Consider the following 25859-nt stretch of genomic DNA (forward strand, 5'->3'; position numbering starts at 1 on the left):
CGTTTTTGTTTTTGCATACTGTAAGTAAGGAAACTTTGTTGCAAAGCACTTTCTTTCGGTGTTAAAATTACGTTTATGTGAAAGATTCGGGGGTTACAAATTTATGAATAAAAGAGATTATTATGAGGTGCTTGGCCTTAGCAAGGGCGCATCAAAAGATGAAATCAAAAAAGCATACCGTCGTTTGGCGAAAAAATATCATCCAGACGTAAGTAAAGAAGAAAATGCAATTGAAAAATTTAAAGAAGTACAAGAAGCGTATGAAGTGTTAAGTGATGATCAAAAACGTGCGCAATACGATCAGTTTGGTCATGCGGATCCAAATCAAGGCTTTGGTGGCTTTGGCGGTGGAGATTTTGGTGGTGGATTCGGATTTGAAGACATCTTTAGCTCATTCTTTGGCGGAGGTGGCGGCAGACGTCGTGATCCAAATGCACCACGCCAAGGCGCTGATTTGCAATATCAAGTTACTTTAAATTTTGAAGAAGCTATTTTTGGTAAAGAATTAAATATCGAAATTCCAGTGGAAGATCCTTGTGATACATGTCATGGTAGCGGTGCAAAACCAGGAACTTCAAAAGAGACATGTAAACACTGTTCAGGAACAGGGCAAGTGAGTGTAGAACAAAATACGCCGTTTGGTCGCATTGTAAATCGTCAAGCGTGTAAACATTGTTCAGGAACAGGACAAATGATTAAAGAGAAATGTACAACATGTCATGGATCTGGAAAAGTACGTAAACGTAAAAAAATTAACGTTAAAATTCCAGCAGGTATTGATAATGGCCAACAAATCCGTGTGTCTGGTAAAGGTGAAGCGGGTGTGAACGGAGGCCCAGCTGGGGACTTATATGTTGTTGTTCAGGTAAGAGATCACGAATTCTTCGAGCGTGATGGGGATCATATTATTTGTGAAATGCCATTAACATTCGCACAAGTAGCACTTGGTGCTGAAGTGGAAGTCCCAACGGTTCATGGGAAAATAAAACTAAAAATTCCAGCGGGTACACAAACTGGAACGGAATTCCGTCTAAAAGGAAAAGGGGCTCCAAATGTACGTGGGTATGGACAAGGAGATCAATACGTAGTAGTTCGTGTTGTTGTACCAACGAAATTAACAGCACATCAAAAAGAATTATTGCGTGAATTTGCAGGACAGGAAGATCAAGATGATAGCTTATTTGGAAAGCTTAAACGGGCTTTCAAAGGGGAATAATGGAAATAAAAAATGGAGTTGGTAAATTGTGAAATGGTCAGAAATTAGTATTCATACAACAGAGGAAGCAGTAGAAGCTGTCTCTCATATTTTACATGAAGCAGGTGCTAGTGGCGTAGCGATTGAAGATCCGGCAGAATTAACAAAAGAGCGTGAGCAACAGTATGGAGAAATTTATGCGTTGAATCCAGCTGAATATCCAGAGGATGGCGTGATAATAAAAGCATACTTCCCACAAACGGATTCTTTACATGAAACAGTTGCAAGTGTAAAATCATCTATTGATGTACTTCCATCTTACGACATCGAAATTGGTACAGGAAATATCACGATTAATGAAGTCGATGAGGAAGACTGGGCGACTGCTTGGAAAAAATATTATCATCCAGTTCAAATTTCTGATACATTCACAATTGTGCCGACATGGGAAGAATATACACCGTCTTCTCCAAATGAAAAAATTATTGAGTTAGATCCAGGTATGGCGTTTGGTACAGGGACGCATCCAACAACAACGATGTGTATTCGTGCGTTAGAAAAAACAGTTCAGCCAGGTAATACAGTAATTGATGTTGGAACAGGTTCAGGTGTATTAAGTATTGCAGCAGCAAAATTAGGTGCAGCGTCTGTTCAAGCATATGACTTAGATCCAGTTGCAGTTGAAAGTGCAGAGATGAATGTTCGTTTAAATAAAACGGACGATGTCGTATCTGTAGGACAAAATAGTTTATTAGAAGGTATTGAAGGCCCAGTAGATTTAATTGTAGCGAATTTACTTGCGGAAATTATTCTTTTATTCCCTGAAGATGCAGCGAGAGTTGTAAAGCAGGGCGGACTATTTATTACATCTGGTATTATTGCAGCAAAAGAAAAAATAATTTCTGAAGCTCTAGAAAAAGCTGGATTTACAATTGAAGAAGTTTTAAGAATGGAAGATTGGGTAGCAATCATTGCACGAAATGCGTAATATATAATTTATATTTATAATAAACGTAGAAGTCTCTCGCTGTATAAAGCGAGGGACTTGCCGTTTGTTATATGAAAATGATAACGTTTCGTTCTTTTCGTAAGTATGGACTTACGAAAGGAACGAAACTTTGCTAAGGTGATGAGATGCAACGTTATTTTGTAGAAGAAAAATATGTAAATAATGCAAGTATTCGCATTGTAGGCGATGATGTACATCATATCGCAAGAGTGATGCGCATGTCAGCAGGTGATCACATTTATTGCTGTGTAAACGGTAAAACGGCAATGTGTACAATTGCTGAAATTACCAGTGAATTTGTGGATAGTGCTATTGTAGAATGGGTAGAGGCGTCAAGCGAACTGCCAGTGTTCGTAACGATTGCAAGTGGACTGCCTAAAGGAGACAAGTTAGAGCTTATTTTCCAAAAAGGAACTGAGCTTGGAGCAGCTGCATTTTTACCATTTCAAGCATCTCGTTCTATCGTAAAATGGGATGCGAAAAAAGCAGATAAAAAAGTTGAGCGTTTGAAAAAAATTGTGAAAGAAGCGGCAGAACAATCGCATAGAAGTGAAATTCCAGATGTACAGGCCCCGGCATCATTTAAACAATTGCTTGCGATGAGTAGTGATTATGATGCTTGTCTTGTTGCGTATGAAGAGGAAGCAAAGCAAGGCGAAAAAGCTAATTTTGCGAAGGCTTTAGCAGCACTTGAACGCGGTCAAAGGCTGTTGATTGTATTTGGCCCAGAAGGTGGTCTATCTGAGGAAGAAATTTCTGCGCTTCGTGAACATAAATTTGTACCATGTAGTTTAGGACCGAGGATTTTACGAACGGAAACGGCGCCGCTTTACGCGTTAAGTGCTGCTTCTTATCATTTTGAATTGATGGAGTGATGATTAATGGCAACTGTTGCGTTTCACACGTTAGGTTGTAAAGTAAACCACTATGAAACAGAAGCAATTTGGCAATTATTTAAACAGGGTGGTTATGAAAGAACTGAGTATGAAAAGAAAGCTGATGTATATGTAATCAATACATGTACAGTAACAAATACTGGAGACAAAAAAAGCCGTCAAGTTATTCGACGTGCGGTACGTCAAAATCCGGACGCTGTTATTTGTGTAACAGGATGTTACGCACAAACATCTCCAGCGGAAATCATGGCGATTCCAGGTGTAGATATCGTAGTTGGTACACAAGATCGTGAAAAAATGCTAGGGTATATTGAAGAGTTCCGTAAAGAACGTCAGCCAATCAATGCCGTCCGCAACATTATGAAAACACGTGTATATGAAGAGCTTGATGTACCGTATTTCACTGATCGTACACGTGCATCTTTAAAAATACAAGAAGGTTGTAATAACTTTTGTACGTTCTGTATCATTCCTTGGGCACGTGGTTTAATGCGTTCTCGTGATGGAAAAGAAGTTATTCATCAGGCGCAGCAATTAGTTGATGCAGGGTATAAAGAAATCGTATTAACTGGTATTCATACAGGTGGATACGGTGAAGACATGAAGGATTATAACTTAGCTGGATTACTTCGCGATATGGAAGCAGAGGTAACTGGTTTAAAACGCCTTCGTATCTCTTCAATCGAAGCGAGTCAAATTTCAGATGAAGTAATTGAAGTGCTAGATAAATCTGAAGTAGTTGTGCGTCACTTGCACATTCCGCTGCAATCAGGTTCTAACACTGTACTAAAACGTATGCGCCGTAAGTATACAATGGAGTTTTTCCAAGAGCGTTTAGATCGTTTAAAAGAAGCGTTACCAGGCCTTGCGATTACATCTGATGTAATTGTTGGTTTCCCTGGTGAAACGGAAGAGGAGTTTATGGAAACATATAATTTCATTAAAGAAAACCGTTTCTCTGAATTACACGTGTTCCCTTATTCGAAACGTACAGGAACACCTGCGGCTCGTATGGATGACCAAATTCCCGAGGAAGTCAAAAATGATCGTGTGCACCGCCTAATTGAATTATCAAATCAATTGGCGAAAGAGTATGCTTCTCAATTTGAAGGGGAAGTTCTTGAAATTATTCCAGAAGAGCCTTTCAAAGATGGCGATCGAGAAGGATTATATGTAGGTTATACAGATAATTACTTAAAAGTTGTGTTTGAAGGATCTGAAGAATTAATCGGTAAACTAGTAAAAGTGAAGATTACAAAAGCTGGTTATCCATATAACGAAGCGCAATTTGTTCGTGTTCTTGAAGATGATGTGAAAAAAGAATCAGCAAGCGCGTAATAGGAAAGCATGCAAACGAAAAAGGGTTTGCATGCTTTTTTCTTTGCTGGAGAAGTTAAGATATGAAGATGTAATATTTCATGCTATAATGCTAACCGTTATGGTTGTCAGACGACCGTGTAGTGAAGAAAGGGGCATATGAAAAATGAACTATGCAAAATTAATTGACCACACATTATTAAAACCGGATACAAAAAAAGAAGCGATTGTTACGTTATGTGAAGAAGCAAAAAAGCATGACTTTGCGTCTGTATGTGTAAACCCTACTTGGGTTGAGACTGCAGCTGAATTATTAAAAGGTACAGATGTAAAAGTTTGTACAGTAATCGGCTTCCCGCTTGGGGCGAATACACCAGAAACAAAAGCGTTTGAAACAAAAGATGCAATTGCAAAAGGTGCAACGGAAGTTGATATGGTAATTAACATTGGTGCATTAAAAGATAAAAATGATGAATTAGTAGAGCGTGATGTTCGTGCGGTTGTAGAGGCTGCAAAAGGAAAAGCGCTTGTGAAAATTATTATTGAAACGTGCCTATTAACAGAAGAAGAAAAAGTTCGTGCTTGTAAATTATCTGTAAAATCAGGTGTGGATTTTGTAAAAACATCAACAGGCTTCTCAACAGGTGGAGCAACAGTGGGAGACGTAGCACTAATGAGAAAAACAGTTGGACCAGAAATTGGTGTGAAAGCTTCTGGTGGTGTTCGTAACGGAGAAGATATGGATAGAATGGTAGAAGCAGGAGCGACGCGTATCGGTACAAGTGCAGGCGTAGCTTTAGTGAGTGGAAAAACAGCAACAACGGATTATTAATTTAAAAGTGGAAGTTGTTCGTTCAGAATTGGAGGGTATTGAAGCTGATACTCTTCTTTTATTCTGTCAAATAGTTGACCTGAAGTGACAAAATGTATTATAATCGTAAAAGACATGCTGAAGAAGTGTTTCTTTTTGCATGCTGAAGTTAGTATGTAAGTGTGATGTTTCGGAGGGAGGGAAAGAGAATGTCAAAAACAGTCGTTCGTAAAAACGAGTCTTTGGAGGATGCACTTCGCCGTTTTAAAAGATCGGTTTCTAAAACTGGTACACTTGCTGAAGCAAGAAAGCGCGAGTTTTATGAAAAACCAAGTGTAAAACGTAAGAAGAAATCTGAAGCGGCAAGAAAGCGTAAATTCTAAGAGAGGGTGTAAGTTATGAGTCTTCTCGGTCGTTTAAACGATGATATGAAACAAGCGATGAAGAATAAACAAAAAGAAAAATTAACCGTTATTCGTATGGTTAAGGCTGCTTTGCAAAATGAAGGAATTAAACTGCAACAAACTCTTACTGAAGAAGAGGAATTAACAGTTTTAACTCGTGAAGTAAAACAGCGTAAGGACTCCCTCCTTGAATTTAAAAAAGCGGGTCGTGATGACCTTGTTGATAAACTGCAAAGTGAAATTCAGATTTTAAATACGTATTTACCTGAACAACTAACAGAAGAAGAGCTAGCGAATGTAATTAAGCAAGTAATTTCTGAGGTTGGTGCTGCTTCTAAAGCAGATATGGGTAAAGTGATGAGTGCTGTTATGCCGAAAGTAAAAGGTAAAGCAGACGGATCACAAGTGAATAAGCTGGTTGCACAGCTATTAGCATAAAAAAGCGTCTCATGAGAAATGAGACGTTTTTTTATGCTTTTTTTCTATTTGGACGTGATATTACAAGCCCTTTTTTCATACATATGGGATGAGAGGGGGGTCTTGGAGATGAAGAAATTAGTGCAAATGAAAAATTGGCTAACGAAGCAAATAGACCTACCAGTGGATGTGTTAATGGATCTACCTCGTATTACTCTTGTCGGGCAAGTGCATATTTATATAGAAAATCATCGAGGATTATTAGTATTTACAGATAAAGAAGTACGGTTGTTATTAAAACATGGTCAATTATTAATAAAAGGGCAATCATTTGTGATTAAAACGATTCTTCCAGAAGAACTTTTGTTGGAGGGGAATATTGAACAAGTAATGTTTTTAGAAAGTGAGAAGAAAGATACACCATAATAAAACTTCCATTAGTGAAGTTTTTCTTCTTATCTCGCTTCGTACGAGCTATTTGAATGTTAAAAGTTGAAAAAAGCACTATGAAAATAGTCGCATAACACCTGTGCTTTTGAGAAAGGTAGTGGGGGCTGACGATGAAAAATCAATGGTTTACACGATGGGTTGGATATGTGAAGGTTCGAATTGAAGGTAGAGGAGCGGAGCGTTTTATTAATGAATGTGTGCGTAGAAATTTAGTTGTATGGGATGTAAAAAAGATTGCAGAAGATACATTAGTATTTTTTATGTTACTTCGTGATGTGAAACGGCTGAGACCGATTTATCGAAAAAATGAATGCGAGCTATACTTTATTGGACGTTTCGGTTTTCCGTTTTGGAATAAGCGATTGCTTAAGAATAGTGGTTTTCTAATTGGGTTTCTTATCTTTTTTTTCGGTATGATTGCTTTATCAAACATGGTCTGGAAAATTGAGATTACAGGGGCGAAACCGGAAACAGAATATATTCTTATGAAAGAATTGGACAAAATGGGCATTAAAAAAGGAAGATTGCAATTTCAAATGCCGAGTGTAGAGGATGTTCAACGTCATTTAACAGATAATATTAATGCAATTACGTGGGCTGGTTTAGAGATAAAGGGAACAACATATCATTTTAAAATCGTTGAAAAAAATGAGCCGGAGAAGGAGAAAGAGCAAAAGCCACAACATTTAGTTGCAAAAAAAGAGGCGATAGTTACAAAAACATTTGTGGAAACTGGAAAACCAGTTGTAATGAAAAATGATTATGTGCAAAAGGGACAACTTCTTGTGTCAGGAATGTTTGGAAAAGAGGATAATCCAACGATTGTTTCTGCTAAAGGAATTGTATATGGCGAAACATGGTATGAATCTGAAGTGACAGTTCCTTTAAAAACAACGTTTCAAGTGTATACAGGAAATTCATATAATGAGCATTATCTTCGTTTTGGAAGTGTTAAAATAAAAATATGGGGATTTCAGCATGATAAGTATAAGCGGCCTCGTACTGAGAATATCAAACATGATGTGAAACTATTCGGTTTTTCATTGCCTATTTCTTATGAGAAGGAAATTGTGCGTGAAGAGGAAGAAGCGAACCGTGAATATACAGAAAAACAAGCGATGCAAGTAGCAAAGGAAATGGCTGCAAAAGAACTAAAGAAAAAATTGGATGAACATGCTATGATTGTAAGTGATAAGATTTTGCGTAAAGAGGTTGAGGTAGATCATCTAAGAGTGACATTACATTATACAGTGATTGAAAATATTGCAGAGCCACAACCGATATCTGAATCCGACATTCAAGGAGACTGAGTAATGGCAGAACAATTAGTAGAAATGAATCAACAAGTGGAAAATCATAATGAAGCAATTGCTCTATTTGGAGTGAATGATGCACATTTGAAAGTAATTGAGCGAGAACTTGCTGTATCTATCGTAACGCGAGGTGAATCTGTCCGTGTATCTGGAACAGATGAAGCGGTGGTGCTTGTTGAAAAAATCTTACAGCAATTACTTGCTGTTATTCGTAAAGGTGTATCAATCTCTGAACGAGATGTTGCATATGCAATTCAGCTTGGTCGGCAAGGAAAAATAACTCATTTTGAAGAGCTATATGAAGAGGAAATTTTTAAAACAGCAAAAGGTAAATCCATCCGTATGAAAACAATGGGGCAAAGACAGTACATTCATGCGATGAAGAAGAATGATATTGTATTTGGAATAGGGCCTGCTGGTACAGGGAAGACGTATTTAGCTGTGGTAATGGCTGTACGAGCATTAAAGCAAGGGTATGTAAAAAAGATTATTTTAACGAGACCAGCTGTAGAAGCAGGGGAAAGCTTAGGTTTTTTACCAGGTGATTTAAAAGAAAAGGTAGACCCTTATTTACGTCCTTTATACGATGCACTTCATGATATTCTTGGGCAAGAATATACGCAGCGTATGCTAGAGAGAGGAACGATTGAAATTGCACCTCTTGCGTATATGAGGGGGCGTACGTTGGATGATTCATTCGTTATTTTGGATGAAGCTCAAAATACAACTGGTGCTCAAATTAAAATGTTTTTAACTCGCCTAGGCTTTAGCTCAAAAATGGTTGTTACTGGCGATCCATCACAGGTTGACTTACCAAAGGGAGTAAAGTCAGGTCTTTCAATTGCTGCAAACGTTTTATCAGGAGTATCAGGTCTTTCATTTGTTATATTAGAACAATCAGATGTTGTAAGACATCCCCTTGTGCAGCGGATTATCGAGGCATATGATAAAATGGAATGATCCTATTTGTAAGGATCATTTCTTTTTGTATGATAGAGATAGAGGAAAGGGTTGGCGAATAGCTTATTTTTTACTATCATTAAAGGATGGACAAGTAGATTTATGTATTTGTGAGTGTACAATACAATTTAAAAGCCTGCTTGTAAAAAGCTTGATTGGTGAGGATTAATCATTAGTGGAGATGAAGAAAGTTCTCGATTAATTAAAGTTTCACTTTATGTCTGGAGAGGAGAAGGTATTGAAATCATGTCAAGATCTCAAGAAATTTCTAGGTGGTTTCGTAACATACAACATTCGAAAAAATTAAGCTGGATTTCTTATATTTTATTAGGAGCGGTACTGTTTTTTGCACTTATGAACAATGTGAAACCAGAACAACTAGATGTTAAAATGCTATCTATTTCTAAACAAACAATCCACTCTCCTATTAAAATTGAAGATAAAGTAACGACAGATAGAAAAAAGAGGGAAGCCGCTCAAAAGATTGAAGATCAATATACATATCGAAGCGAATATAAGCAAAATAAAGTGGATATTGTAAATTCTGTCTTTGATGCGATAAAAGAAGTGGAAGCTGAAACGAAGCCTGCCGGTCCTGATGAACAGAAAAAGATTTCTGCTGCGGAACGATTAGAAAAGCTTAAAAAGAAATTGCCGGCTGATTTGACAAAAAGTTTATCTGATTCTGTACTGTTGCAGTTTGTAAATGCTGAGCCAGATCAATTGTCATTGGCGAGGGATGCTGTGGTAACAGCAATTAATAATATTATGAGTACGCACATTAAAATGAATGAAGAAAATGATGCGAGAGAACGATTTGTTAATGAAATACGCAATGTTAATGTAAATAGTGATTTGAAAGAAGCACTTAATGTACTTGGAAAATATGCAATTGAAGCGAATTATTTCTATGATTCAGTTGCTACAAAAGAACGAAAGCAAATGGCGATGGATGCGGTAGCACCAGTGTATATTTTACAAGGACAAATTCTGGTTAAGGAAGGCGACACAATTACAAGAGAAGTATACGATCAGTTAAAATTGGTTGGACTTCTCGAACAAGGGAATACATTCCAACCATTTGTAGGATTAGCAATCATTATTGGTGTACTCGTATTCTTTATGCATAAACAATTTGAATCGTTTTTAAAATTGAAAAGAGAAGAAAAACCGTATATTTTAGCGTATACAACAATTGTAGCAATTACAGTTGTTTTGATGAAAATTATTAGTTTGTTTCAAAAGTTGGAATATGCAGGAATCGCGTATGTTGTTCCGGTCGCGATGGGAACAATATTGGTAAAATTAATGATTGGTGATCGTTTTGTTTTTATAACAAGTATGATCTTCTCTGTATGTGGGAGTATCCTGTTTAATGAAGGTGTAACGAGTACACTGAATTATAGTGTAGGTATTTACGTTTTACTGAGTTCTTTATCTGTTAGCATCTTTTTGAGAGAGAAAAACAGACGTACAATGATCTTGCAAGCTGGTATCCTTGTTTCCGTTTTGAATGTAGTTGTATTAGCTGCCCTATTACTTTTACGAAATGGAAATTTCTCACCGCTTGAAATTAGTTCGCAATTATTAATGGCTGCAGCTTCTGGTATCATTTCATCTATTTTAGCTATGGGTATTTTACCGTATTTAGAGAGTGGTCTTGGTATTGTATCAAGTATGAAGCTTATGGAGCTTTCAAGCCCGAATCATCCACTCCTTCGTAAGATTTTATTAGAAGCACCGGGAACGTATCATCATAGCGTTATGGTTGCTAATCTTTCTGAGGCAGCTTGTGAGGCGGTTGGAGCAAATGGAGTTTTAGCACGTGTTGGTGCGTATTATCACGATATCGGAAAAACGCTGCAACCTCATTTCTTTATAGAAAACCAAATGGGGATTGAAAACCCGCATGATAAATTAGATCCTGAAACGAGCAGAGATATTATCATTGCTCATGTGACAAATGGAGTAAAAATGTTAGAAGAACATCATATTCCACAAGAAATTATTGATATTGCAGGACAGCATCATGGAACAACATTACTTAAATATTTTTACTATAAAGCAATTAAAGAAGATAAAGAGAAATATACAGAAGAAATGTTCCGTTATCCAGGATCAAAAGCGACGTCAAAAGAATCTGCGATTGTTGGGATTGCTGACAGCGTTGAAGCGGCAGTGCGTTCCATGAACCATCCAACACCAGAACAAATTAATAATTTAGTACAAAGTATTATAAAAGATCGCTTGCAGGATGGCCAATTTAGTGAATGTAATTTGACATTTAAAGAATTACAAATTGTTGGAAAAACTTTGTGTGAAACGTTAAACGGTATTTTCCATTCTCGTATTAAATATCCGGAGCCGCCGGAAGAAAAGGTGAAAGAATGAGTTTGTTAATAGATTTTTTTGATGAAACAGAAGAAGTGAAAGAAGAATATGTGAATATGATTCGCGATTTGTTAGAGCAAGCCGCACGAATGGAGAACGTAGAAGATGGAACAGAGCTTTCTGTTACATTTGTTGATAATAAACGTATTCAAGAAATTAATCGTGATTATCGTGATAAAGATCAACCGACAGACGTTATTTCTTTTGCGATGGAGGATATGGGAGAGGGAGAGATGGAGATCGTTGGCGCGGAAATGCCACGTATGTTAGGGGATCTTATTATTTCTATCCCAAGAACGAAAGAACAGGCTGAAGAATATGGACATTCCTTTGATCGTGAGCTAGGTTTTTTAGCGTTACATGGATTCCTACATTTACTTGGTTATGATCATATGACAGATGAAGACGAAAAAGAAATGTTTGGAAAGCAAAAGGAAATTTTAGAGGTATTTGGATTAGGGCGATGAAAAAAGGAAAGCTTATAAATAGTTTCGGATATGCTATAGCTGGCATATACTTTTGTCTTCGTCACGAAAGAAATATGAAAATTCATTTTGGGGCCGCAGTTATTGTTATATGCTGCGGCTTTTATTTCCATGTAACGATAACGGAATGGCTCATATTACTCATTACAATTGGAATTGTAATGAGTTTGGAAATGGTTAATACGGCAATTGAAAAAACGGTTGATTTAGCTACTGAAGATTTTAAACCACTTGCTAAAATTGCAAAAGATGTTGCTGCTGGATCAGTACTGTTATTTACTGTTATCGCTGTTATAATTGGTGCTATTATCTTTTTACCTTATATGGTATAGTTGCATTCCAAAGTTTTTGTTATGCTTTGGTAGCGTTCAAAACACCATTAATAAAAGTTTCATTTTATCTTTTCACAATTGAAAGCGGAAAGGATGCGAGAGCATGAACAGCAAAGAATTAATTCAAGAAGCAATCGAAGCGCGTAAACAGGCGTACGTACCATATTCTAAGTTTCAAGTAGGTGCGGCATTATTAACGGAGGACGGAAAGGTATACCGAGGATGTAATGTTGAAAACGCATCATATGGATTATGTAATTGTGCAGAAAGAACCGCTTTATTTAAGGCGATTTCTGAAGGAGATAAAGCATTTGTAGCGATAGCGGTCGTAGCAGATACGAACCGTCCGGTACCTCCATGTGGAGCATGCCGTCAAGTTATGATAGAATTATGTAAACAGGATACGAAAGTATACTTATCAAATTTACATGGTGACATTCAGGAGACGACGGTCGGGGAATTGTTACCAGGAGCATTTTTAGCGGAGGATTTACATGAATAGAAAAGGTTATAAATCAGGTTTTGTCTCTATAATCGGAAGACCGAATGTTGGAAAGTCTACATTTTTAAATCGTATTATCGGTCAAAAAATTGCGATTATGAGTGACAAACCACAAACAACTCGTAATAAAATTCAAGGTGTATACACAGAAAATGATTCACAAGTCATCTTTATTGATACGCCAGGAATACATAAGCCGAAGCATAAACTAGGCGACTTTATGGTGAAAATGGCACAAACGACATTAAAAGAGGTTGACATTGTGCTGTTTATGGTCAACGCAGCTGAAGGTTTTGGGCGTGGTGAAGAATTTATTATCGAAAAACTACAAGAAACAAAACAACCAGTATTTCTAGTAATCAATAAAATTGACCAAGTTCATCCAGAGAAATTGCTGGAATTAATTGATCAATATCGTAAGTTACATGATTTTGCAGAAATTGTACCGATTTCTGCGTTAGAAGGTAATAATGTTGAATCGTTAATTGGAGCGATTAAGAAGTATTTACCAGAAGGACCGCAATACTATCCGGACAACCAAGTAACAGATCATCCGGAGAGGTTTATTATTGCAGAACTGATTCGCGAAAAGGTGCTCCATTTAACACGTGAGGAAGTGCCGCATTCGGTAGCGGTTGTTATCGATGCGATTCAAAAGCGTGAAGGCGGAGCGGTCTATGTGAACGCGACAATTATTGTAGAGCGCCCTTCACAAAAAGGGATTATTATTGGAAAACAAGGGAAGATGCTGAAAGAAGTTGGGAAGCGGGCTCGTTTTGATATTGAAGCGCTTCTCGGTTCAAAAGTATTCTTAGAAGTATGGGTAAAAGTGCAAAAAGATTGGCGCAATAAAATGTCCCAGCTTCGTGATCTTGGTTTCCGTGAAGATGAGTATTAATAAAAATTAGGAAAAATTTTTCTCACATGAAAATGGACAAAATGGGTCATTTTAATAACAACAAAAGAAATTGGTTTATATGCTACTCTTACTGAGAAAGGTGGATTCTTATGCTAGATTTTACCTGGAAGTTTTTCTCCAAGACAGGAAGCATTGAAACGTATTTGCTTTTGAAGGAAATGGAAAAAGACGTAAACGATGAGATGGATCAACATGAAGAGGAGCTAGCGCATCTAGATTCTCCAATTTCTTGACCCGTTTTGTTCAAACCTTGGATGGTGACGAACATGTTTCAAAAAGTTGAGGGAATTGTCATCCGGACAACAGATTACGGAGAAACGAATAAAATTGTTACGATATTCTCCCGTGAACTTGGAAAGGTAAGTGCAATGGCAAGAGGGGCGAAAAAACCGAAAAGTAGGTTAGCATCTATTTCGCAACTTATGACACATGGTCACTTTCTGATTCAAATGGGGTCTGGACTTGGGACTTTGCAGCAAGGTGAAATAATTTCATCGATGAAAGAAATTCGTGAGGATATATTTTTAACTGCATATGCATCATTTATCGTTGAATTGACTGATAAAGCAACTGAAGATAAGAAACATAATCCGTACTTATTTGAAATGCTATATCAAACGTTGCACTATATGTGTGAGGGTGTTGATTCCGAAGTATTGTCGTTAATTTATCAAACGAAAATGCTCCCTGTACTCGGGATGCATCCATATTTTGATACATGTGCCATTTGTCACCAAGAAACAGATTTTGTCGCCTTCTCTGTCCGAGAAGGCGGTTTTCTGTGCTCGCGTCATGCTGAGCAAGATCCGTACCGTATTCCAGTGGGAGAGGCCGTTCATAAATTGTTACGTCTCTTTTATCATTTTGATTTAGCTCGCCTTGGCAATGTATCTGTCAAAGATGGAACGAAGCGACAAATGCGTACAGTATTAAATACATATTATGATGAATATTGTGGAATCTATTTGAAATCAAGACGTTTTCTGGAGCAACTTGATAAATTTCGGATATAACGAGGACCATATGTAGGTCCTTTTTACATACTTTCTTTTTCGAAAAGCATATTTAGTATATAATATTTAAGAGATAGTATAACTTTTTTCGTTTTGCATTGAAGGTGGTGATTATCATAGAACTGAATAAACGGCAAGAACATATCATTCAGATTGTAAAAGATCACGGTCCTATTACAGGGGAATCAATTGCGGCACAGTTAAATTTAACACGTGCAACGTTAAGACCTGATTTAGCGATTTTAACGATGGCAGGTTATTTAGAAGCACGTCCGCGTGTGGGGTATTTTTATACAGGGAAAACTGGGGGACAGTTATTATCAGAAGCAGTTAAGAAAGTTAAGGTGCAAGATTATCAATCTAGGCCGGTAGTTGTTGATAAAAATATTTCCGTATACGACGCGATTTGCACTATGTTTTTAGAAGACGTAGGTACTTTGTTTATTGTAGAGCAAGCAACGCTTCTAGTTGGGGTAGTTTCTCGTAAAGATTTATTACGTGCAAGCTTAGGAAAGCAGGATTTAACATCACTTCCGGTTAATATTATCATGACTAGGATGCCAAATATCGCAATGTGTCGTAGGGAGGACTCTCTATATGATGTTGCGATGGAATTAATAGAAAGACAGATTGATGCGATGCCAGTTGTAAAAGACACAAAACAAGGATTAGAAGTTGTTGGTAGAATTACAAAAACAAATATTACGCGAGCGTTTGTAAATTTAGTAAACAATGATTAAATGTAATTTGTTTAAAGTGAGGTAATGTAATGGATAATAAAATCGTATATGTCGTATCTGATTCTGTTGGAGAGACGGCTGATTTAGTTGTTCGAGCTGCAATGGGACAGTTTCCATTCGCTCCTGATATTAGACGTGTACCCTATGTGGAAGATGTGGGGACATTAAAAGAAGTAATTTCAATTGCAAAGAGTAACCAAGCGCTGATTTGTTTTACGTTAGTAAAACCTGACATGCGTCAATATTTGTTAACAGAAGCGGCAAAAGAGGGAGTAGAGGCCTATGATATTATTGGCCCTCTTATTGATCAAATTGAAGAAATTACAGGACAAGTTCCAAGGTATGAACCAGGTGTTGTCCGCAGATTAGATGAAGAATATTTTAAAAAGATTGAAGCAATCGAGTTTGCTGTTAAATATGATGATGGTAGAGATGCACGCGGGATTTTAAAGGCTGATATCGTTTTAATTGGGGTGTCCCGTACATCAAAAACACCACTTTCACAGTATTTAGCTCATAATAAACGATTGAAGGTTGCGAATGTACCTCTTGTACCAGAAGTAGATCCGCCTGAAGAATTATATCAAGTTGCAAAAGAAAAATGTTTTGGTTTGAAAATTACGCCGGATAAGTTAAATCATATTCGAAAAGAGCGATTAAAATCACTTGGGTTAAGTGATGGAGCAACATACGCGAATATCAATCGTATTAAAGAAGAAATTGATCACTTTGAGAAAGTAGTAAGTAGAATAAACTGTCAAGTAATTGATGTATCTAATAAGGCGATTGAGGAAACGGCGAATATTATTGTGAATGCAGTGCAAAACCAAAGAATGTTTTAGCACATTTACCAAAGGTGAATGTGCTTTTTTCGCTCAAAATAAAGGGCATGCATTCTTAGTATTTTTTATTTCACGCTAGAATGATTGAACCTATATTCTTTTCTTCTGTATTCATGTTAGATAGGAAAATTTATTGCCTATCAATAGAATAATAAAATTTTAAAGGATATGTAGCGAAGTTAGAGAAAATATATTATAATAAAAAATTGTGATAAAAACGTACATTTTACGTTTAGACTTTAATTTTTCAGAATAAACTAGGGATAGGATTTACGGAAAAGGTATATATTTACGTAAAATCGACAAAAATCTGAACAAGAAAACGCACATTATGGAAGGATTCACAGAAGGGATGTAGAATACAGAAATATGCAAAACATCAGTAAGATATTAGTTGATGCAGATGCATGTCCCGTGAAGGATGAAATTGTGCGAGTGGGAACAAAATTTCATGTCGAAATTTTGTTTGTCGCATCCTACGCCCATCGTTCGAGAAAACAGCAAGGGAATTGGATTTATGTAGATTCTGAGCAAGATGAGGTGGATTTTTATATTTATAAACATGCCAAAGCTTCGGATCTCGTGATCACACAGGATATGGGACTTGCTGGTCTTCTTGTCAAAAAAGGAGTATATGTATTATCTCCACGGGGTACATTTGTGACAGATGAGCAAATGGATACAATTTTATATAGTAGGTATGTATCTGCGAAGCTACGCAGACAAGGGACTTATACAAAAGGTCCAAAATCATTTACAAAGCGTGATCGACAGTACTTTCTAACAAATTTAGAAAAAATATTGTCGAATTATAAAGGAATCTTTTAATTTGTATCGAATACAAAATACGACACGGAGATGGAGTTATGGGGAACAGAATTCCCGAAGAAGTTGTTGAACAGATTCGGACATCATCCGATATCGTAGAAGTGATTGGTGAGTATGTTCAGCTGAGAAAGCAGGGGCGCAATTATTTTGGACTTTGTCCATTTCATGGTGAGAATTCTCCCTCGTTTTCAGTTTCATCCGACAAGCAAATTTTCCATTGTTTCGGATGTGGAGAGGGTGGAAATGTTTTTTCTTTTCTTATGAAAATGGAAGGACTTTCTTTTATAGAAGCTGTGCAAAAGCTTGGAGAAAGAAATGGCGTTGCGGTTGCAGAGTATACATCAGGGCAAGGGCAACAAGAAAATATATCTGATGACAATGCCATCATGTTACAAGCACATGAACTTCTGAAAAAGTATTATCATCATTTATTGGTAAATACAGAAGAGGGGAATGAAGCTCTTTCGTATTTATTAAAACGTGGTATTACAAAAGAGATGATTGAGAAGTTTGAAATTGGTTATGCATCACCAGCTTGGGATGATGCAGCGAAAATATTGCAAAAAAGAGGTTTTTCGCTGTCTCTTATGGAACAAGCAGGTCTTCTTGTAAGAAGTGAGAGGGATGGCAGTCATCATGATCGTTTTCGTGGAAGGGTCATGTTTCCAATTCACACACTGCAAGGGAAAGTTGCAGCGTTTAGTGGAAGGGCGTTAGGAGATGATACTCCGAAATATTTAAACAGCCCAGAAACACCTATTTTTTACAAAAGTAAGTTGCTGTATAACTTCCATCAAGCAAGGCCGTTTATCAGAAAAAGAGGGCAAGTTGTTCTATTTGAAGGATATGCTGACGTATTAGCTGCTGTAAAGAGCGGGGTTGAAGAATCAGTTGCAACGATGGGAACAGCTTTAACAGAAGAACAAGCGAAACTTCTGCGGCGTAATGTTGAAACTGTTGTTCTTTGCTATGATGGTGATAAAGCAGGAAGAGAAGCGACAATGAAAGCAGGCCAATTGTTATTACAAGTTGGTTGTCAAATAAAGGTTACTTCATTGCCAGATAAGCTTGATCCTGATGAATATGTGCAACAATATGGAACAGCGGCGTTTGAAAATCTTGTAAAGGCTAGTATAAGTTTTGTTGGATTCAAAATAAATTACTTGCGTTTAGGGAAAAATTTGCAAGATGAGTCTGGTAAAGAAGAATATGTGAAAAGTGTTTTAAAAGAGTTAGCATTATTGCAAGATGCAATGCAAGCGGAGTCATATTTAAAATCATTATCACAAGAATTTGCTTACTCAATGGAAACACTTTTAGGCCAATTGCACCAATATCGCAAAGAACAAAAGATACAGCAAAAACAAACGAAGCAAATTTCTAAGCTGACTCAAATTGTTCAGGCGAAACCGAAATTTTCAGGTTTTGAAAGGGCAGAAAGAGAGCTCATTTACCATATGCTACAAAGTGCAGAAGTTGCTTTCCGCATTGAACCTCATATAGAAGATTTTCATACAGAAGAACATAAAGGGATTTTATATGAACTATACGCATATTATGAAAAGGGAAATGAACCTTCAATCGGAAATTTCTTAAGCTGGCTCTCTGATGAAAAGTTGAAAAATATTATCACTAACATTTCAACGGATGAATTTATTAATCCAGAATACACAGAAGAAGTGTTACAAGGTCATTTAGAGGCGTTAAAACGTCATAAGGAAAAGCTTGAAAAGATGAAAATTATCTTTGAATTAAAGCAAATGGAAAAAACAGATCCTGTAGAGGCTGCTAAATATTATGCAGCATATTTACAAAATCAAAAAGCAAGAAAATAGCTTTTTCGATAAAATTTTAGTATAATGAATGTTTGTATCTCGCGTAAGGAGGGGAACAGATGGCTGACAAACCAGCTCGTTCTAAACAAATTGAAACTGAAATGACCCTTGAGCAAGTGAAAGAACAACTCACTGAGCTCGGAAAAAAACGTGGCGTTCTTACATATGAAGAGATTGCAGAACGCATGAGTGGATTTGAAATTGAATCCGATCAAATGGATGAATATTATGAATATCTAGGTGAACAAGGGATTGACCTAGTTGGTGACAACGACAACGATGAAGGTCCTAATACTCATCAAATCTCAAAGACAGAAGAAGAATTTGACTTAAATGATTTAAGCGTACCACCTGGTGTGAAAATCAATGACCCTGTTCGCATGTATTTAAAAGAAATCGGCCGCGTTGACTTACTATCTGCTGAAGAAGAAATTCGACTTGCAACGCGTATTGAAGAAGGCGATGAAGAAGCGAAGCGCCGTCTTGCGGAAGCGAATTTACGTCTGGTAGTAAGTATTGCAAAGCGATATGTTGGCCGAGGTATGCTTTTCTTAGACTTAATTCAAGAAGGGAATATGGGTCTAATTAAAGCGGTTGAAAAGTTCGATTATCGTAAAGGATTTAAATTTAGTACGTATGCAACTTGGTGGATTCGCCAAGCGATTACACGTGCCATTGCAGACCAAGCGAGAACAATTCGTATTCCAGTTCATATGGTTGAAACAATTAATAAATTAATCCGTGTACAGCGTCAATTGTTACAAGATTTAGGACGTGAACCATCTCCAGAAGAAATTGGTGAAGAAATGGATCTTGCTCCAGAAAAAGTACGCGAAATTTTAAAGATTGCACAGGAGCCGGTTTCTCTTGAAACACCAATTGGTGAAGAGGATGACTCCCATTTAGGTGACTTCATTGAAGACCAAGAAGCAACATCACCTGCAGATCATGCAGCGTATGAACTGCTAAAAGAACAATTAGAAGATGTGTTAGATACATTAACAGATCGTGAAGAAAATGTTCTACGTCTTCGTTTCGGTTTAGATGATGGACGAACTCGTACGCTTGAAGAAGTTGGAAAAGTATTCGGCGTAACGAGAGAGCGTATTCGTCAAATTGAAGCAAAAGCGCTTCGTAAATTAAGACATCCAAGCCGTAGCAAACGTCTAAAAGATTTCTTAGAATAGGGTTCTTTCTAAGTTTACTTCACATTTGTGAAGTAAACTTTTTTATTTTGTTAATTTTTGTTAAAATTTAGTTGTCAGTAACGATTACAATTCTTGTAATTTATTTTACAGAATTGTCTTTTGATTTGCAAATGCTCATTTTTCGATTTTTCGATTAATTTCGTTTATTCTATACAAAAATATATGTAGAAAAACAAAAAATATGATGAAAAGCGTTGATATTTATCAAAATAATATGTGATAAAAGGAAGAAAGTAAATAAACTGAATTTATGGAATATTTGTAACAACTGATAGTTTTGTCTTTTCTGATAGAGCGTTTTCAAGTACAATGGAAATAACTGAATCATCTAATTATTAGGGGGCATAGAGGGGGGAGAAGAAATATGAAACGTAATCCGTTGATTCCGTTTGCACTCATTGCTGTACTAGGAATTGTTATTATGTTTGTATTTTCGTTTGAGGGATTGTATAAATCAAAAGAACTAGCTGAAGCGAAAAAAAATGGAGGGAAAACTACACAAGCGGCATCAAAACCAGAGGACATTGTGAAGCAAAATTGTACGAGTTGTCATGGTGATCAGTTGCAAGGTGCTGTGGGGCCGAATTTACAAAAAATTGGCGGAAAACTCTCTAAAGATGAAATTAAAGAAGTGATTTCAAAAGGAAAAGGAAACATGCCACCGAATTTAATTCCGGCAGATCAAGCTTCTAAAGTAGCAGACTGGTTAGCGAAGAAAAAATAAAGTTTAAAAAACAAGTCTTTTGCTTATAGCAAAAGGCTTGTTTTTCTTGTCTTTTCTTTCTAGAATACGATTAGATAAAGGAATTGTTTTATTCCTTTACTTGCAACAACTACTGTAAATTCATTATCATGGAGACAGACTGACAAGAGAAGGAGTAATGGAAATAAATGAATGAAGTGAAGCTTTCCAAAAGATTAGAAGAAGTAGTACGGGAGATTCCAGTAGGATCTACAGTTGCGGATATTGGTTCTGATCATGCGTATTTACCGTGCTATACAATTATAAATAATATTGCTACAAAGGCAGTAGCAGGAGAAGTGGTAGATGGACCGTTCCGTTCTGCGCAAGCTACGGTAGCTGAGAGCGGCTTGCAAGAAAAAGTAGATGTTCGTAAAGGGAATGGTCTAGCTGTTATTACACCAGGAGAAGTCGATGTTATTACAATTGCTGGCATGGGTGGAGCGTTAATTCGTGATATTTTAGAGAGTGGAAAAGAGAAGCTAAGTGGTGTAACCCGCTTGATTTTACAACCTAATATTGCAGCGCATCATATTCGTGAATGGTTTATTGAAAATGGCTGGGAGCTTATCCATGAGAAAATTATAAAAGAAGATGGAAAGATTTATGAGATTTTAGTGGGAGAAAAAGGTGATCCACTCACTCCTTATCATGAAGACAAACAAGCTGAGCTATTTATCGGACCATTTTTGATGAAGGAAAAAAGTGATGCGTTTGTAGAAAAATGGGAAAATGAACTAAAAAACTTTCAAAATATCTTGAAGCAGCTGGAACGTGCGACAGAATCGGAAGATACAAAAGCGAAACGGATTGAAGTAGTCGAGAAAATGAAAATGATAGAGGAGGTTTTATCATGAGTAAAATTCCAAATGGTCATGAAGTGATTTCTTTATTTGAAAGCATGTATCCAAAACATCTAGCAATGGAAGGTGACAAGATAGGCTTACAAATTGGGGCGTTAAATAAGCAGGTCGGGCATGTATTGATTGCACTGGATGTTACAGAAGCGGTTGTAGAAGAAGCGATTCAAATAGGAGCAAATGTAATTATTGCTCATCACCCGCTTATTTTTAATCCATTAAAAGCAATCCATACAGATAAGGCGTATGGGCGGATTATTGAAACTTGCATCAAAAATGATATCGCTGTTTATGCGGCGCATACAAATGTCGATGTCGCAAAAGGTGGGGTGAATGATTTACTTGCAGATGCATTAGGCTTGCAAAATACAGAAGTACTTGTTCCGACATACTCGGAAGAAATGAAAAAAATTGTTGTGTTTGTGCCTGTAACACATGCTGAAGATGTTCGCAAAGCTCTCGGAAATGCTGGAGCTGGATATATCGGTAACTATAGCCACTGTACGTTTAATAGCGAAGGAATAGGTACATTTATACCTCAGGACGGAACAAATCCTTATATAGGCGAAACTGGACAGTTAGAGCGTGTGGAAGAGATAAGGATCGAAACAATTATTCCAGCTTCACTGGAGCGAAAAGTAGTAAAAGCAATGTTAACAACACATCCATATGAAGAAGTTGCCTACGATGTATACCCGCTTGATAATAAGGGGGAGACATTGGGGCTTGGAAAGATTGGATACTTGCAAGAAGAAATGACATTAGGGAAGTTTGCTGAACATGTGAAATCGGCATTAGATGTAAACGGAGCGCGAGTTGTTGGGAAATTAGACGATAAAGTACGGAAAGTAGCAGTGCTTGGCGGTGATGGGAATAAATATATTACGCAAGCAAAATATAAAGGAGCAGATGTGTATGTGACAGGCGATATGTATTATCATGTTGCACACGATGCGATGATGCTTGGATTAAATATTGTTGACCCAGGACATAATGTGGAAAAAGTGATGAAACAAGGTGTACAAAAACAATTACAACAAAAGGTAGATGAGAAAAAATTTGCTGTGCAAATTCATGCTTCTCAGTTACATACAGATCCGTTTACTTTTGTATAAGTAAAATAAAAAAATCCGTTGCTAGCCCATTAGCAACGGATTTTTTTTATTGTTTTTTTGCTTTTACACGCGGCAAGATTTTTTGAAGCGGTACATTCCGTTTGCGTTCCCAAGTTGCTGGGTTCATCGGATCGTACTGTTCTAAAAAGGCGATTACTTCTTTTGTAATTGGCGTTGGTGTAGATGCACCTGCGGTAATAGCGACGTTTTCAATACCTTGCAGCCACTCTAATTGAATTTCGCTTACGTCTGCAACGCGGTATGCCCTTGTACCGGCAATTTCCTCGGATACTTGAGCCAAACGGTTTGAGTTGTTGCTTTTTGGATCACCAACAACAATCGTTAAATCAGCAACATCAGCTTGCTTAGCAACAGCTTCTTGACGTACTTGTGTTGCTAAGCAAATTTCTTTGTGAAATTCAGCTGTTGGGAATTTTTTCTGAATGTCCTCCATAAGGTGCTGAACGTCCCATTGGCTCATTGTTGTTTGATTTGTAACTAAAATTTTCTCTGTTGGGATTTCCAGTGTCTCTAAATCCGCTGCTTTTTCAATAAGATGAACGATATCAGGTGCGATACCAACCGCGCCTTCTGGTTCTGGATGTCCTTTTTTGCCAATGTAAATCACATGGTATCCTTCCGCTTTTTTTGCTTCAATGAGGTCATGTGTTTTCGTAACATCTGGACATGTTGCATCGATTGTCGTTAATCCTTTTTCTTTTGCACGTTGTTTAACTTCTGGAGAAACACCATGCGCTGTGAAAATAACAGTACCAGAATCGATTTTGTCTAAAATCTCCAATCGACTTGGACCATCTAATGTAATAATGCCATCTTCTTCGAAAGCATCGGTTACATGCTTGTTGTGAACAATCATACCTAAAATATAAATTGGTCTCGGTAATGTTTTATCTAGTGCGGCATTGCGTGCAATGACCATTGCATCAACAACACCGTAGCAATAACCACGAGGGGAAATTTTTACAATCTTCATGTGAGTAATCCTCTCCTTCTAAACAAGAGATCCTTTTTTGTACATAGTCTTTTCCATTATAAAGGAGGAGCGGACAGAAAACAAAGGATTGTTAGACATATAGTTTGGGTTTTGGTGCCGTACGCGGGATATTCTCTTTCATGGGCTCTTTTTCAATAACTGGCTCCAAAACTATTCTCTTCTTTTTTTTCCCTTGTGAAGGTGGTGGAGGTGTAGCGATTACTTCCACTTCTTCCGCCGATTCTTCAGCAGTACCTTTTCCAGAAGTGAGAATTTTTACGATGCTCGGTATACTGCGGACAATGGGACCGTATTGTTGCACGACAGGTCCAACAGATTGAGCGACTTGAGCAACCTTTTCAATATTATTTAACATGCCTGTAGGATTGGAGATTAAATTGGAAAAAAAGCTACCTATACCGCCGCTAGGTGCTACCGGTGCTGAGCCGCGCATTTCATTCGGATCGTTCATTTGAGGCGGCATCATTTGTTGAGGTTGCTGCATATAGGGTTGCTGATGTTGATGCATCATCGGTTGCCCTTCCATTTGTCGATAGGGGGGAGCCATTTGCATAAATGGCTGAGTTGGATCGTGTTTTTTGAATAGTCTAGCGAGAAATCCTTTCTTTTTTTGCATCATAGGCGGTAAATTAGGTATGGGATATGGGCTGTATGGTTGCTGTTGTCCTGCATACATTTGCCCCATAGGGGGTTTCGGATACATAAGAGAAATCCTCCTTTCTTTAGTTAGGTATATACACATACAATATGCAATGAAAAGAAAGAAGGTTAGTTTTTGAAGTAAAAACCTAAACTAAAGATGGATTTTACTATTAGATTTCGATATAATGTAGACTTGACTGATTTGTGCGCGCAGTAGAAATTTTAGAAAGAAGGTGTAACTTATGACACTACAAACATTTACACAATATAATTTTCAACCATTTTTAATAGATGCAGTTCGTGAACTACGCTTTTCGGAGCCGACAGAAATTCAAAAGAAAATTTTTCCTGTTGTGAAAAAAGGTGTGAGTGTAATTGGACAGTCTCAAACGGGTTCTGGAAAAACACACGCATACTTACTTCCAACTTTAAACAGAATTGATGCAAAACGAGAAGAGGTACAATTAGTTATTACAGCGCCTACTCGTGAATTAGCACAACAAATTTATCAAGAGATTGTAAAGTTAACAAAGTTTTGTGCAGAAGGTCAAATGATTACAGCGCGTTGTTTAATTGGTGGAACAGACAAACAACGATCCATTGAAAAGCTTAAGAAGCAACCTCATGTTGTTGTTGGAACACCAGGGCGTATTAAAGATTTAGTAGAAGAACAAGCACTATTTGTGCACACGGCTTCTACTATCATTGTCGATGAGGCAGATTTGATGCTTGATATGGGATTCATTCAAGATGTTGATAAAATTGCAGCACGTATGCCTAAAAACTTGCAAATGCTCGTTTTTTCTGCAACGATTCCTCAAAAATTAAAACCGTTTATGAAAAAATACATGGAGAATCCAGAGCACATTCATATTAATCCGAAACAAGTTGCGGCGGGAAATATTGAGCATTATTTAGTTCCTTCTAGACATCGTAATAAGATTGAATTAGTGAACAAAATGTTACTTCAATTTAAGCCGTATTTAGCAATTGTCTTTACAAATACGAAAAAGATGGCAGAAGAAGTTGCGAATGGATTAACGGAGCGTGGATTAAAAGTTGGACGTATTCATGGTGATTTATCTCCGCGTGATCGTAAAAAAATGATGAAACAAATTCGTGATTTAGAATTCCAATATATTGTTGCGACGGATTTAGCAGCACGTGGTATTGATATCGAGGGAATCAGTCATGTAATTAACTACGAACTTCCTTCTGATTTAGATTTCTTCGTTCACCGCGTTGGAAGAACAGCTCGTGCAGGCTATTCAGGTATTGCAGTGACGATTTATGACCCAGCAAATGAAGAAGCATTAGATAGCTTAGAGAAACAACGGAATATCACATTTAACCATGTAGATTTACGTGGAGATGAATGGGTGGACTTAGGCGATCGCCGTCGTCGTCAAAGTCGCAAAAAGCCGAATAATGAATTAGATATTATGGCGACTAAAGTTGTTAAAAAACCGAAAAAGGTTAAGCCGGGATATAAGAAAAAGCTTGCCACTGAACGTGAAAAAGTGAAGAAAAAATATAGCAATAAAAAAAGATAANNTTATCTTTTTTTATTGCTATTCGCTCGTAGTAGAAGTGATCTAGGAAAGTTTATTTTATAGTG

General features: G+C 37.2%; 28 protein-coding genes. 26 read left to right on the forward strand and 2 right to left on the reverse strand.

The features are described from left to right. Positions 1 to 103: 103 nt before the first annotated feature. The 25 genes from dnaJ to CN288_RS02000 all read left to right on the forward strand — a co-directional run bounded on the left by dnaJ (position 104) and on the right by CN288_RS02000 (position 22584). The gene (gene dnaJ / locus CN288_RS01875) at positions 104 to 1216 is read left to right on the forward strand and encodes a chaperone protein DnaJ (protein WP_026589881.1); all 1113 of its coding nucleotides are present in this window, start codon (positions 104 to 106) and stop codon (positions 1214 to 1216) included. A 28-nt stretch (positions 1217 to 1244) separates the two neighbouring features. Beyond that, complete coding sequence (prmA, locus tag CN288_RS01880; protein ID WP_026589882.1) at positions 1245 to 2183, forward strand: 50S ribosomal protein L11 methyltransferase; 939 nt, start codon at positions 1245 to 1247, stop codon at positions 2181 to 2183. A gap of 146 nt (positions 2184 to 2329) precedes the next feature. Beyond that, entirely contained in the window at positions 2330 to 3079 is a 750-nt protein-coding gene (locus CN288_RS01885) for a 16S rRNA (uracil(1498)-N(3))-methyltransferase (protein WP_026589883.1), read from the forward strand. A gap of 6 nt (positions 3080 to 3085) precedes the next feature. After that, positions 3086 to 4438 (forward strand): tRNA (N(6)-L-threonylcarbamoyladenosine(37)-C(2))-methylthiotransferase MtaB, encoded by a 1353-nt coding sequence (gene mtaB / locus CN288_RS01890; protein WP_026589884.1) that lies wholly within the window; start codon positions 3086 to 3088, stop codon positions 4436 to 4438. A 145-nt stretch (positions 4439 to 4583) separates the two neighbouring features. After that, positions 4584 to 5249, forward strand: a complete 666-nt coding sequence (gene deoC, locus CN288_RS01895) for a deoxyribose-phosphate aldolase (protein WP_026589885.1) — start codon at positions 4584 to 4586, stop codon at positions 5247 to 5249. 188 nt (positions 5250 to 5437) lie between these two features. Then, positions 5438 to 5611, forward strand: a complete 174-nt coding sequence (rpsU, locus tag CN288_RS01900; RefSeq protein ID WP_000048061.1) for a 30S ribosomal protein S21 — start codon at positions 5438 to 5440, stop codon at positions 5609 to 5611. Between the two features lie 15 nt (positions 5612 to 5626). Continuing rightward, complete coding sequence (locus tag CN288_RS01905; RefSeq protein WP_026589886.1) at positions 5627 to 6070, forward strand: GatB/YqeY domain-containing protein; 444 nt, start codon at positions 5627 to 5629, stop codon at positions 6068 to 6070. Between the two features lie 108 nt (positions 6071 to 6178). Continuing rightward, positions 6179 to 6475, forward strand: coding sequence for a sporulation protein YqfC (gene yqfC, locus CN288_RS01910; protein WP_026589887.1), 297 nt, complete (start codon positions 6179 to 6181; stop codon positions 6473 to 6475). A 134-nt stretch (positions 6476 to 6609) separates the two neighbouring features. Next, the gene (gene yqfD, locus CN288_RS01915) at positions 6610 to 7809 is read left to right on the forward strand and encodes a sporulation protein YqfD (RefSeq protein WP_026589888.1); all 1200 of its coding nucleotides are present in this window, start codon (positions 6610 to 6612) and stop codon (positions 7807 to 7809) included. Between the two features lie 3 nt (positions 7810 to 7812). Beyond that, positions 7813 to 8772 (forward strand): PhoH family protein, encoded by a 960-nt coding sequence (locus CN288_RS01920; RefSeq protein ID WP_098301766.1) that lies wholly within the window; start codon positions 7813 to 7815, stop codon positions 8770 to 8772. Between the two features lie 246 nt (positions 8773 to 9018). Next, entirely contained in the window at positions 9019 to 11163 is a 2145-nt protein-coding gene (locus tag CN288_RS01930; RefSeq protein WP_026589890.1) for an HD family phosphohydrolase, read from the forward strand. Further along, positions 11160 to 11630 carry an rRNA maturation RNase YbeY gene (gene ybeY, locus CN288_RS01935; protein WP_026589891.1) on the forward strand — a complete coding sequence of 157 codons (471 nt, stop codon included), beginning with the start codon at positions 11160 to 11162 and terminating at the stop codon, positions 11628 to 11630. Before CN288_RS01930 ends, ybeY begins: the two co-directional genes overlap by 4 nt. Beyond that, on the forward strand, positions 11627 to 11980 hold the full coding sequence (locus tag CN288_RS01940) for a diacylglycerol kinase family protein (RefSeq protein WP_026589892.1): 354 nt from the start codon (positions 11627 to 11629) through the stop codon (positions 11978 to 11980). The genes ybeY and CN288_RS01940 overlap by 4 nt, the downstream gene beginning before the upstream one ends. Before the next feature lie 103 nt (positions 11981 to 12083). Then, on the forward strand, positions 12084 to 12482 hold the full coding sequence (locus CN288_RS01945; protein ID WP_001085019.1) for a cytidine deaminase: 399 nt from the start codon (positions 12084 to 12086) through the stop codon (positions 12480 to 12482). Beyond that, complete coding sequence (gene era / locus CN288_RS01950; RefSeq protein WP_090687520.1) at positions 12475 to 13380, forward strand: GTPase Era; 906 nt, start codon at positions 12475 to 12477, stop codon at positions 13378 to 13380. The genes CN288_RS01945 and era overlap by 8 nt, the downstream gene beginning before the upstream one ends. Before the next feature lie 110 nt (positions 13381 to 13490). Next, positions 13491 to 13634, forward strand: coding sequence for a YqzL family protein (locus tag CN288_RS01955; protein ID WP_000883924.1), 144 nt, complete (start codon positions 13491 to 13493; stop codon positions 13632 to 13634). Between the two features lie 33 nt (positions 13635 to 13667). Beyond that, the gene (gene recO / locus CN288_RS01960) at positions 13668 to 14414 is read left to right on the forward strand and encodes a DNA repair protein RecO (RefSeq protein ID WP_026589894.1); all 747 of its coding nucleotides are present in this window, start codon (positions 13668 to 13670) and stop codon (positions 14412 to 14414) included. Positions 14415 to 14521: 107 nt separating this feature from the next. Then, the gene (locus CN288_RS01965) at positions 14522 to 15154 is read left to right on the forward strand and encodes a helix-turn-helix transcriptional regulator (protein ID WP_026589895.1); all 633 of its coding nucleotides are present in this window, start codon (positions 14522 to 14524) and stop codon (positions 15152 to 15154) included. Positions 15155 to 15183: 29 nt separating this feature from the next. Beyond that, positions 15184 to 15996: a pyruvate, water dikinase regulatory protein gene (locus CN288_RS01970; protein ID WP_026589896.1), complete on the forward strand. Its 813-nt coding sequence runs from the start codon at positions 15184 to 15186 to the stop codon at positions 15994 to 15996. Between the two features lie 369 nt (positions 15997 to 16365). Further along, a complete protein-coding gene (locus tag CN288_RS01975) occupies positions 16366 to 16824 on the forward strand; it encodes a YaiI/YqxD family protein (RefSeq protein WP_026589897.1) in 459 nt (152 codons plus the stop codon). A gap of 38 nt (positions 16825 to 16862) precedes the next feature. Next, positions 16863 to 18659, forward strand: a complete 1797-nt coding sequence (gene dnaG, locus CN288_RS01980; protein ID WP_026589898.1) for a DNA primase — start codon at positions 16863 to 16865, stop codon at positions 18657 to 18659. 59 nt (positions 18660 to 18718) lie between these two features. After that, the gene (gene rpoD, locus CN288_RS01985; protein ID WP_026589899.1) at positions 18719 to 19846 is read left to right on the forward strand and encodes an RNA polymerase sigma factor RpoD; all 1128 of its coding nucleotides are present in this window, start codon (positions 18719 to 18721) and stop codon (positions 19844 to 19846) included. A gap of 385 nt (positions 19847 to 20231) precedes the next feature. After that, a complete protein-coding gene (gene cccA, locus CN288_RS01990; RefSeq protein WP_026589900.1) occupies positions 20232 to 20591 on the forward strand; it encodes a cytochrome c550 in 360 nt (119 codons plus the stop codon). Between the two features lie 167 nt (positions 20592 to 20758). Then, complete coding sequence (locus CN288_RS01995) at positions 20759 to 21466, forward strand: tRNA (adenine(22)-N(1))-methyltransferase (protein WP_090687516.1); 708 nt, start codon at positions 20759 to 20761, stop codon at positions 21464 to 21466. Next, complete coding sequence (locus CN288_RS02000) at positions 21463 to 22584, forward strand: Nif3-like dinuclear metal center hexameric protein (protein WP_090687514.1); 1122 nt, start codon at positions 21463 to 21465, stop codon at positions 22582 to 22584. The genes CN288_RS01995 and CN288_RS02000 overlap by 4 nt, the downstream gene beginning before the upstream one ends. 46 nt (positions 22585 to 22630) lie before the next feature. On the opposite strand, the gene CN288_RS02005 is transcribed toward CN288_RS02000, so the two are convergent. Then, positions 22631 to 23578, reverse strand: a complete 948-nt coding sequence (locus tag CN288_RS02005) for a 4-hydroxy-3-methylbut-2-enyl diphosphate reductase (RefSeq protein WP_026589903.1) — start codon at positions 23576 to 23578, stop codon at positions 22631 to 22633. Between the two features lie 91 nt (positions 23579 to 23669). Next, on the reverse strand, positions 23670 to 24302 hold the full coding sequence (gene vrrA / locus CN288_RS02010) for a VrrA/YqfQ family protein (RefSeq protein ID WP_026589904.1): 633 nt from the start codon (positions 24300 to 24302) through the stop codon (positions 23670 to 23672). A gap of 181 nt (positions 24303 to 24483) precedes the next feature. Here vrrA and CN288_RS02015 point away from each other — a divergent pair, with 181 nt between their 5' ends. Continuing rightward, positions 24484 to 25794: a DEAD/DEAH box helicase gene (locus CN288_RS02015; protein ID WP_026589905.1), complete on the forward strand. Its 1311-nt coding sequence runs from the start codon at positions 24484 to 24486 to the stop codon at positions 25792 to 25794. The last annotated feature ends 65 nt before the right edge of the window (positions 25795 to 25859 follow it).

The organism is Bacillus sp. AFS023182, assembly GCF_002560575.1.
Lineage (GTDB): Bacteria > Bacillota > Bacilli > Bacillales > Bacillaceae_G > Bacillus_A > Bacillus_A arachidis.

Bases quoted from the DNA above. Each gene is read 5' to 3' on its own strand.
- mtaB (WP_026589884.1), top strand. From the start codon at position 3,086: ATGGCAACTGTTGCGTTTCACACGTTAGGTTGTAAAGTAAACCACTAT.
- deoC (WP_026589885.1), top strand. From the start codon at position 4,584: ATGAACTATGCAAAATTAATTGACCACACATTATTAAAACCGGATACA.
- CN288_RS01905 (WP_026589886.1), top strand. From the start codon at position 5,627: ATGAGTCTTCTCGGTCGTTTAAACGATGATATGAAACAAGCGATGAAG.
- recO (WP_026589894.1), top strand. From the start codon at position 13,668: ATGTTTCAAAAAGTTGAGGGAATTGTCATCCGGACAACAGATTACGGA.
- CN288_RS01930 (WP_026589890.1), top strand. From the start codon at position 9,019: ATGTCAAGATCTCAAGAAATTTCTAGGTGGTTTCGTAACATACAACAT.
- CN288_RS01885 (WP_026589883.1), top strand. From the start codon at position 2,330: ATGCAACGTTATTTTGTAGAAGAAAAATATGTAAATAATGCAAGTATT.
- vrrA (WP_026589904.1), bottom strand. From the start codon at position 24,302: ATGTATCCGAAACCCCCTATGGGGCAAATGTATGCAGGACAACAGCAA.
- yqfD (WP_026589888.1), top strand. From the start codon at position 6,610: ATGAAAAATCAATGGTTTACACGATGGGTTGGATATGTGAAGGTTCGA.
- rpsU (WP_000048061.1), top strand. From the start codon at position 5,438: ATGTCAAAAACAGTCGTTCGTAAAAACGAGTCTTTGGAGGATGCACTT.
- CN288_RS02015 (WP_026589905.1), top strand. From the start codon at position 24,484: ATGACACTACAAACATTTACACAATATAATTTTCAACCATTTTTAATA.
- rpoD (WP_026589899.1), top strand. From the start codon at position 18,719: ATGGCTGACAAACCAGCTCGTTCTAAACAAATTGAAACTGAAATGACC.
- ybeY (WP_026589891.1), top strand. From the start codon at position 11,160: ATGAGTTTGTTAATAGATTTTTTTGATGAAACAGAAGAAGTGAAAGAA.
- CN288_RS01970 (WP_026589896.1), top strand. From the start codon at position 15,184: ATGGATAATAAAATCGTATATGTCGTATCTGATTCTGTTGGAGAGACG.
- CN288_RS02000 (WP_090687514.1), top strand. From the start codon at position 21,463: ATGAGTAAAATTCCAAATGGTCATGAAGTGATTTCTTTATTTGAAAGC.
- CN288_RS01955 (WP_000883924.1), top strand. From the start codon at position 13,491: ATGCTAGATTTTACCTGGAAGTTTTTCTCCAAGACAGGAAGCATTGAA.
- era (WP_090687520.1), top strand. From the start codon at position 12,475: ATGAATAGAAAAGGTTATAAATCAGGTTTTGTCTCTATAATCGGAAGA.
- CN288_RS01940 (WP_026589892.1), top strand. From the start codon at position 11,627: ATGAAAAAAGGAAAGCTTATAAATAGTTTCGGATATGCTATAGCTGGC.
- CN288_RS01995 (WP_090687516.1), top strand. From the start codon at position 20,759: ATGAATGAAGTGAAGCTTTCCAAAAGATTAGAAGAAGTAGTACGGGAG.
- yqfC (WP_026589887.1), top strand. From the start codon at position 6,179: ATGAAGAAATTAGTGCAAATGAAAAATTGGCTAACGAAGCAAATAGAC.
- CN288_RS01975 (WP_026589897.1), top strand. From the start codon at position 16,366: ATGCAAAACATCAGTAAGATATTAGTTGATGCAGATGCATGTCCCGTG.
- dnaJ (WP_026589881.1), top strand. From the start codon at position 104: ATGAATAAAAGAGATTATTATGAGGTGCTTGGCCTTAGCAAGGGCGCA.
- CN288_RS01920 (WP_098301766.1), top strand. From the start codon at position 7,813: ATGGCAGAACAATTAGTAGAAATGAATCAACAAGTGGAAAATCATAAT.
- dnaG (WP_026589898.1), top strand. From the start codon at position 16,863: ATGGGGAACAGAATTCCCGAAGAAGTTGTTGAACAGATTCGGACATCA.
- CN288_RS02005 (WP_026589903.1), bottom strand. From the start codon at position 23,578: ATGAAGATTGTAAAAATTTCCCCTCGTGGTTATTGCTACGGTGTTGTT.
- CN288_RS01945 (WP_001085019.1), top strand. From the start codon at position 12,084: ATGAACAGCAAAGAATTAATTCAAGAAGCAATCGAAGCGCGTAAACAG.
- cccA (WP_026589900.1), top strand. From the start codon at position 20,232: ATGAAACGTAATCCGTTGATTCCGTTTGCACTCATTGCTGTACTAGGA.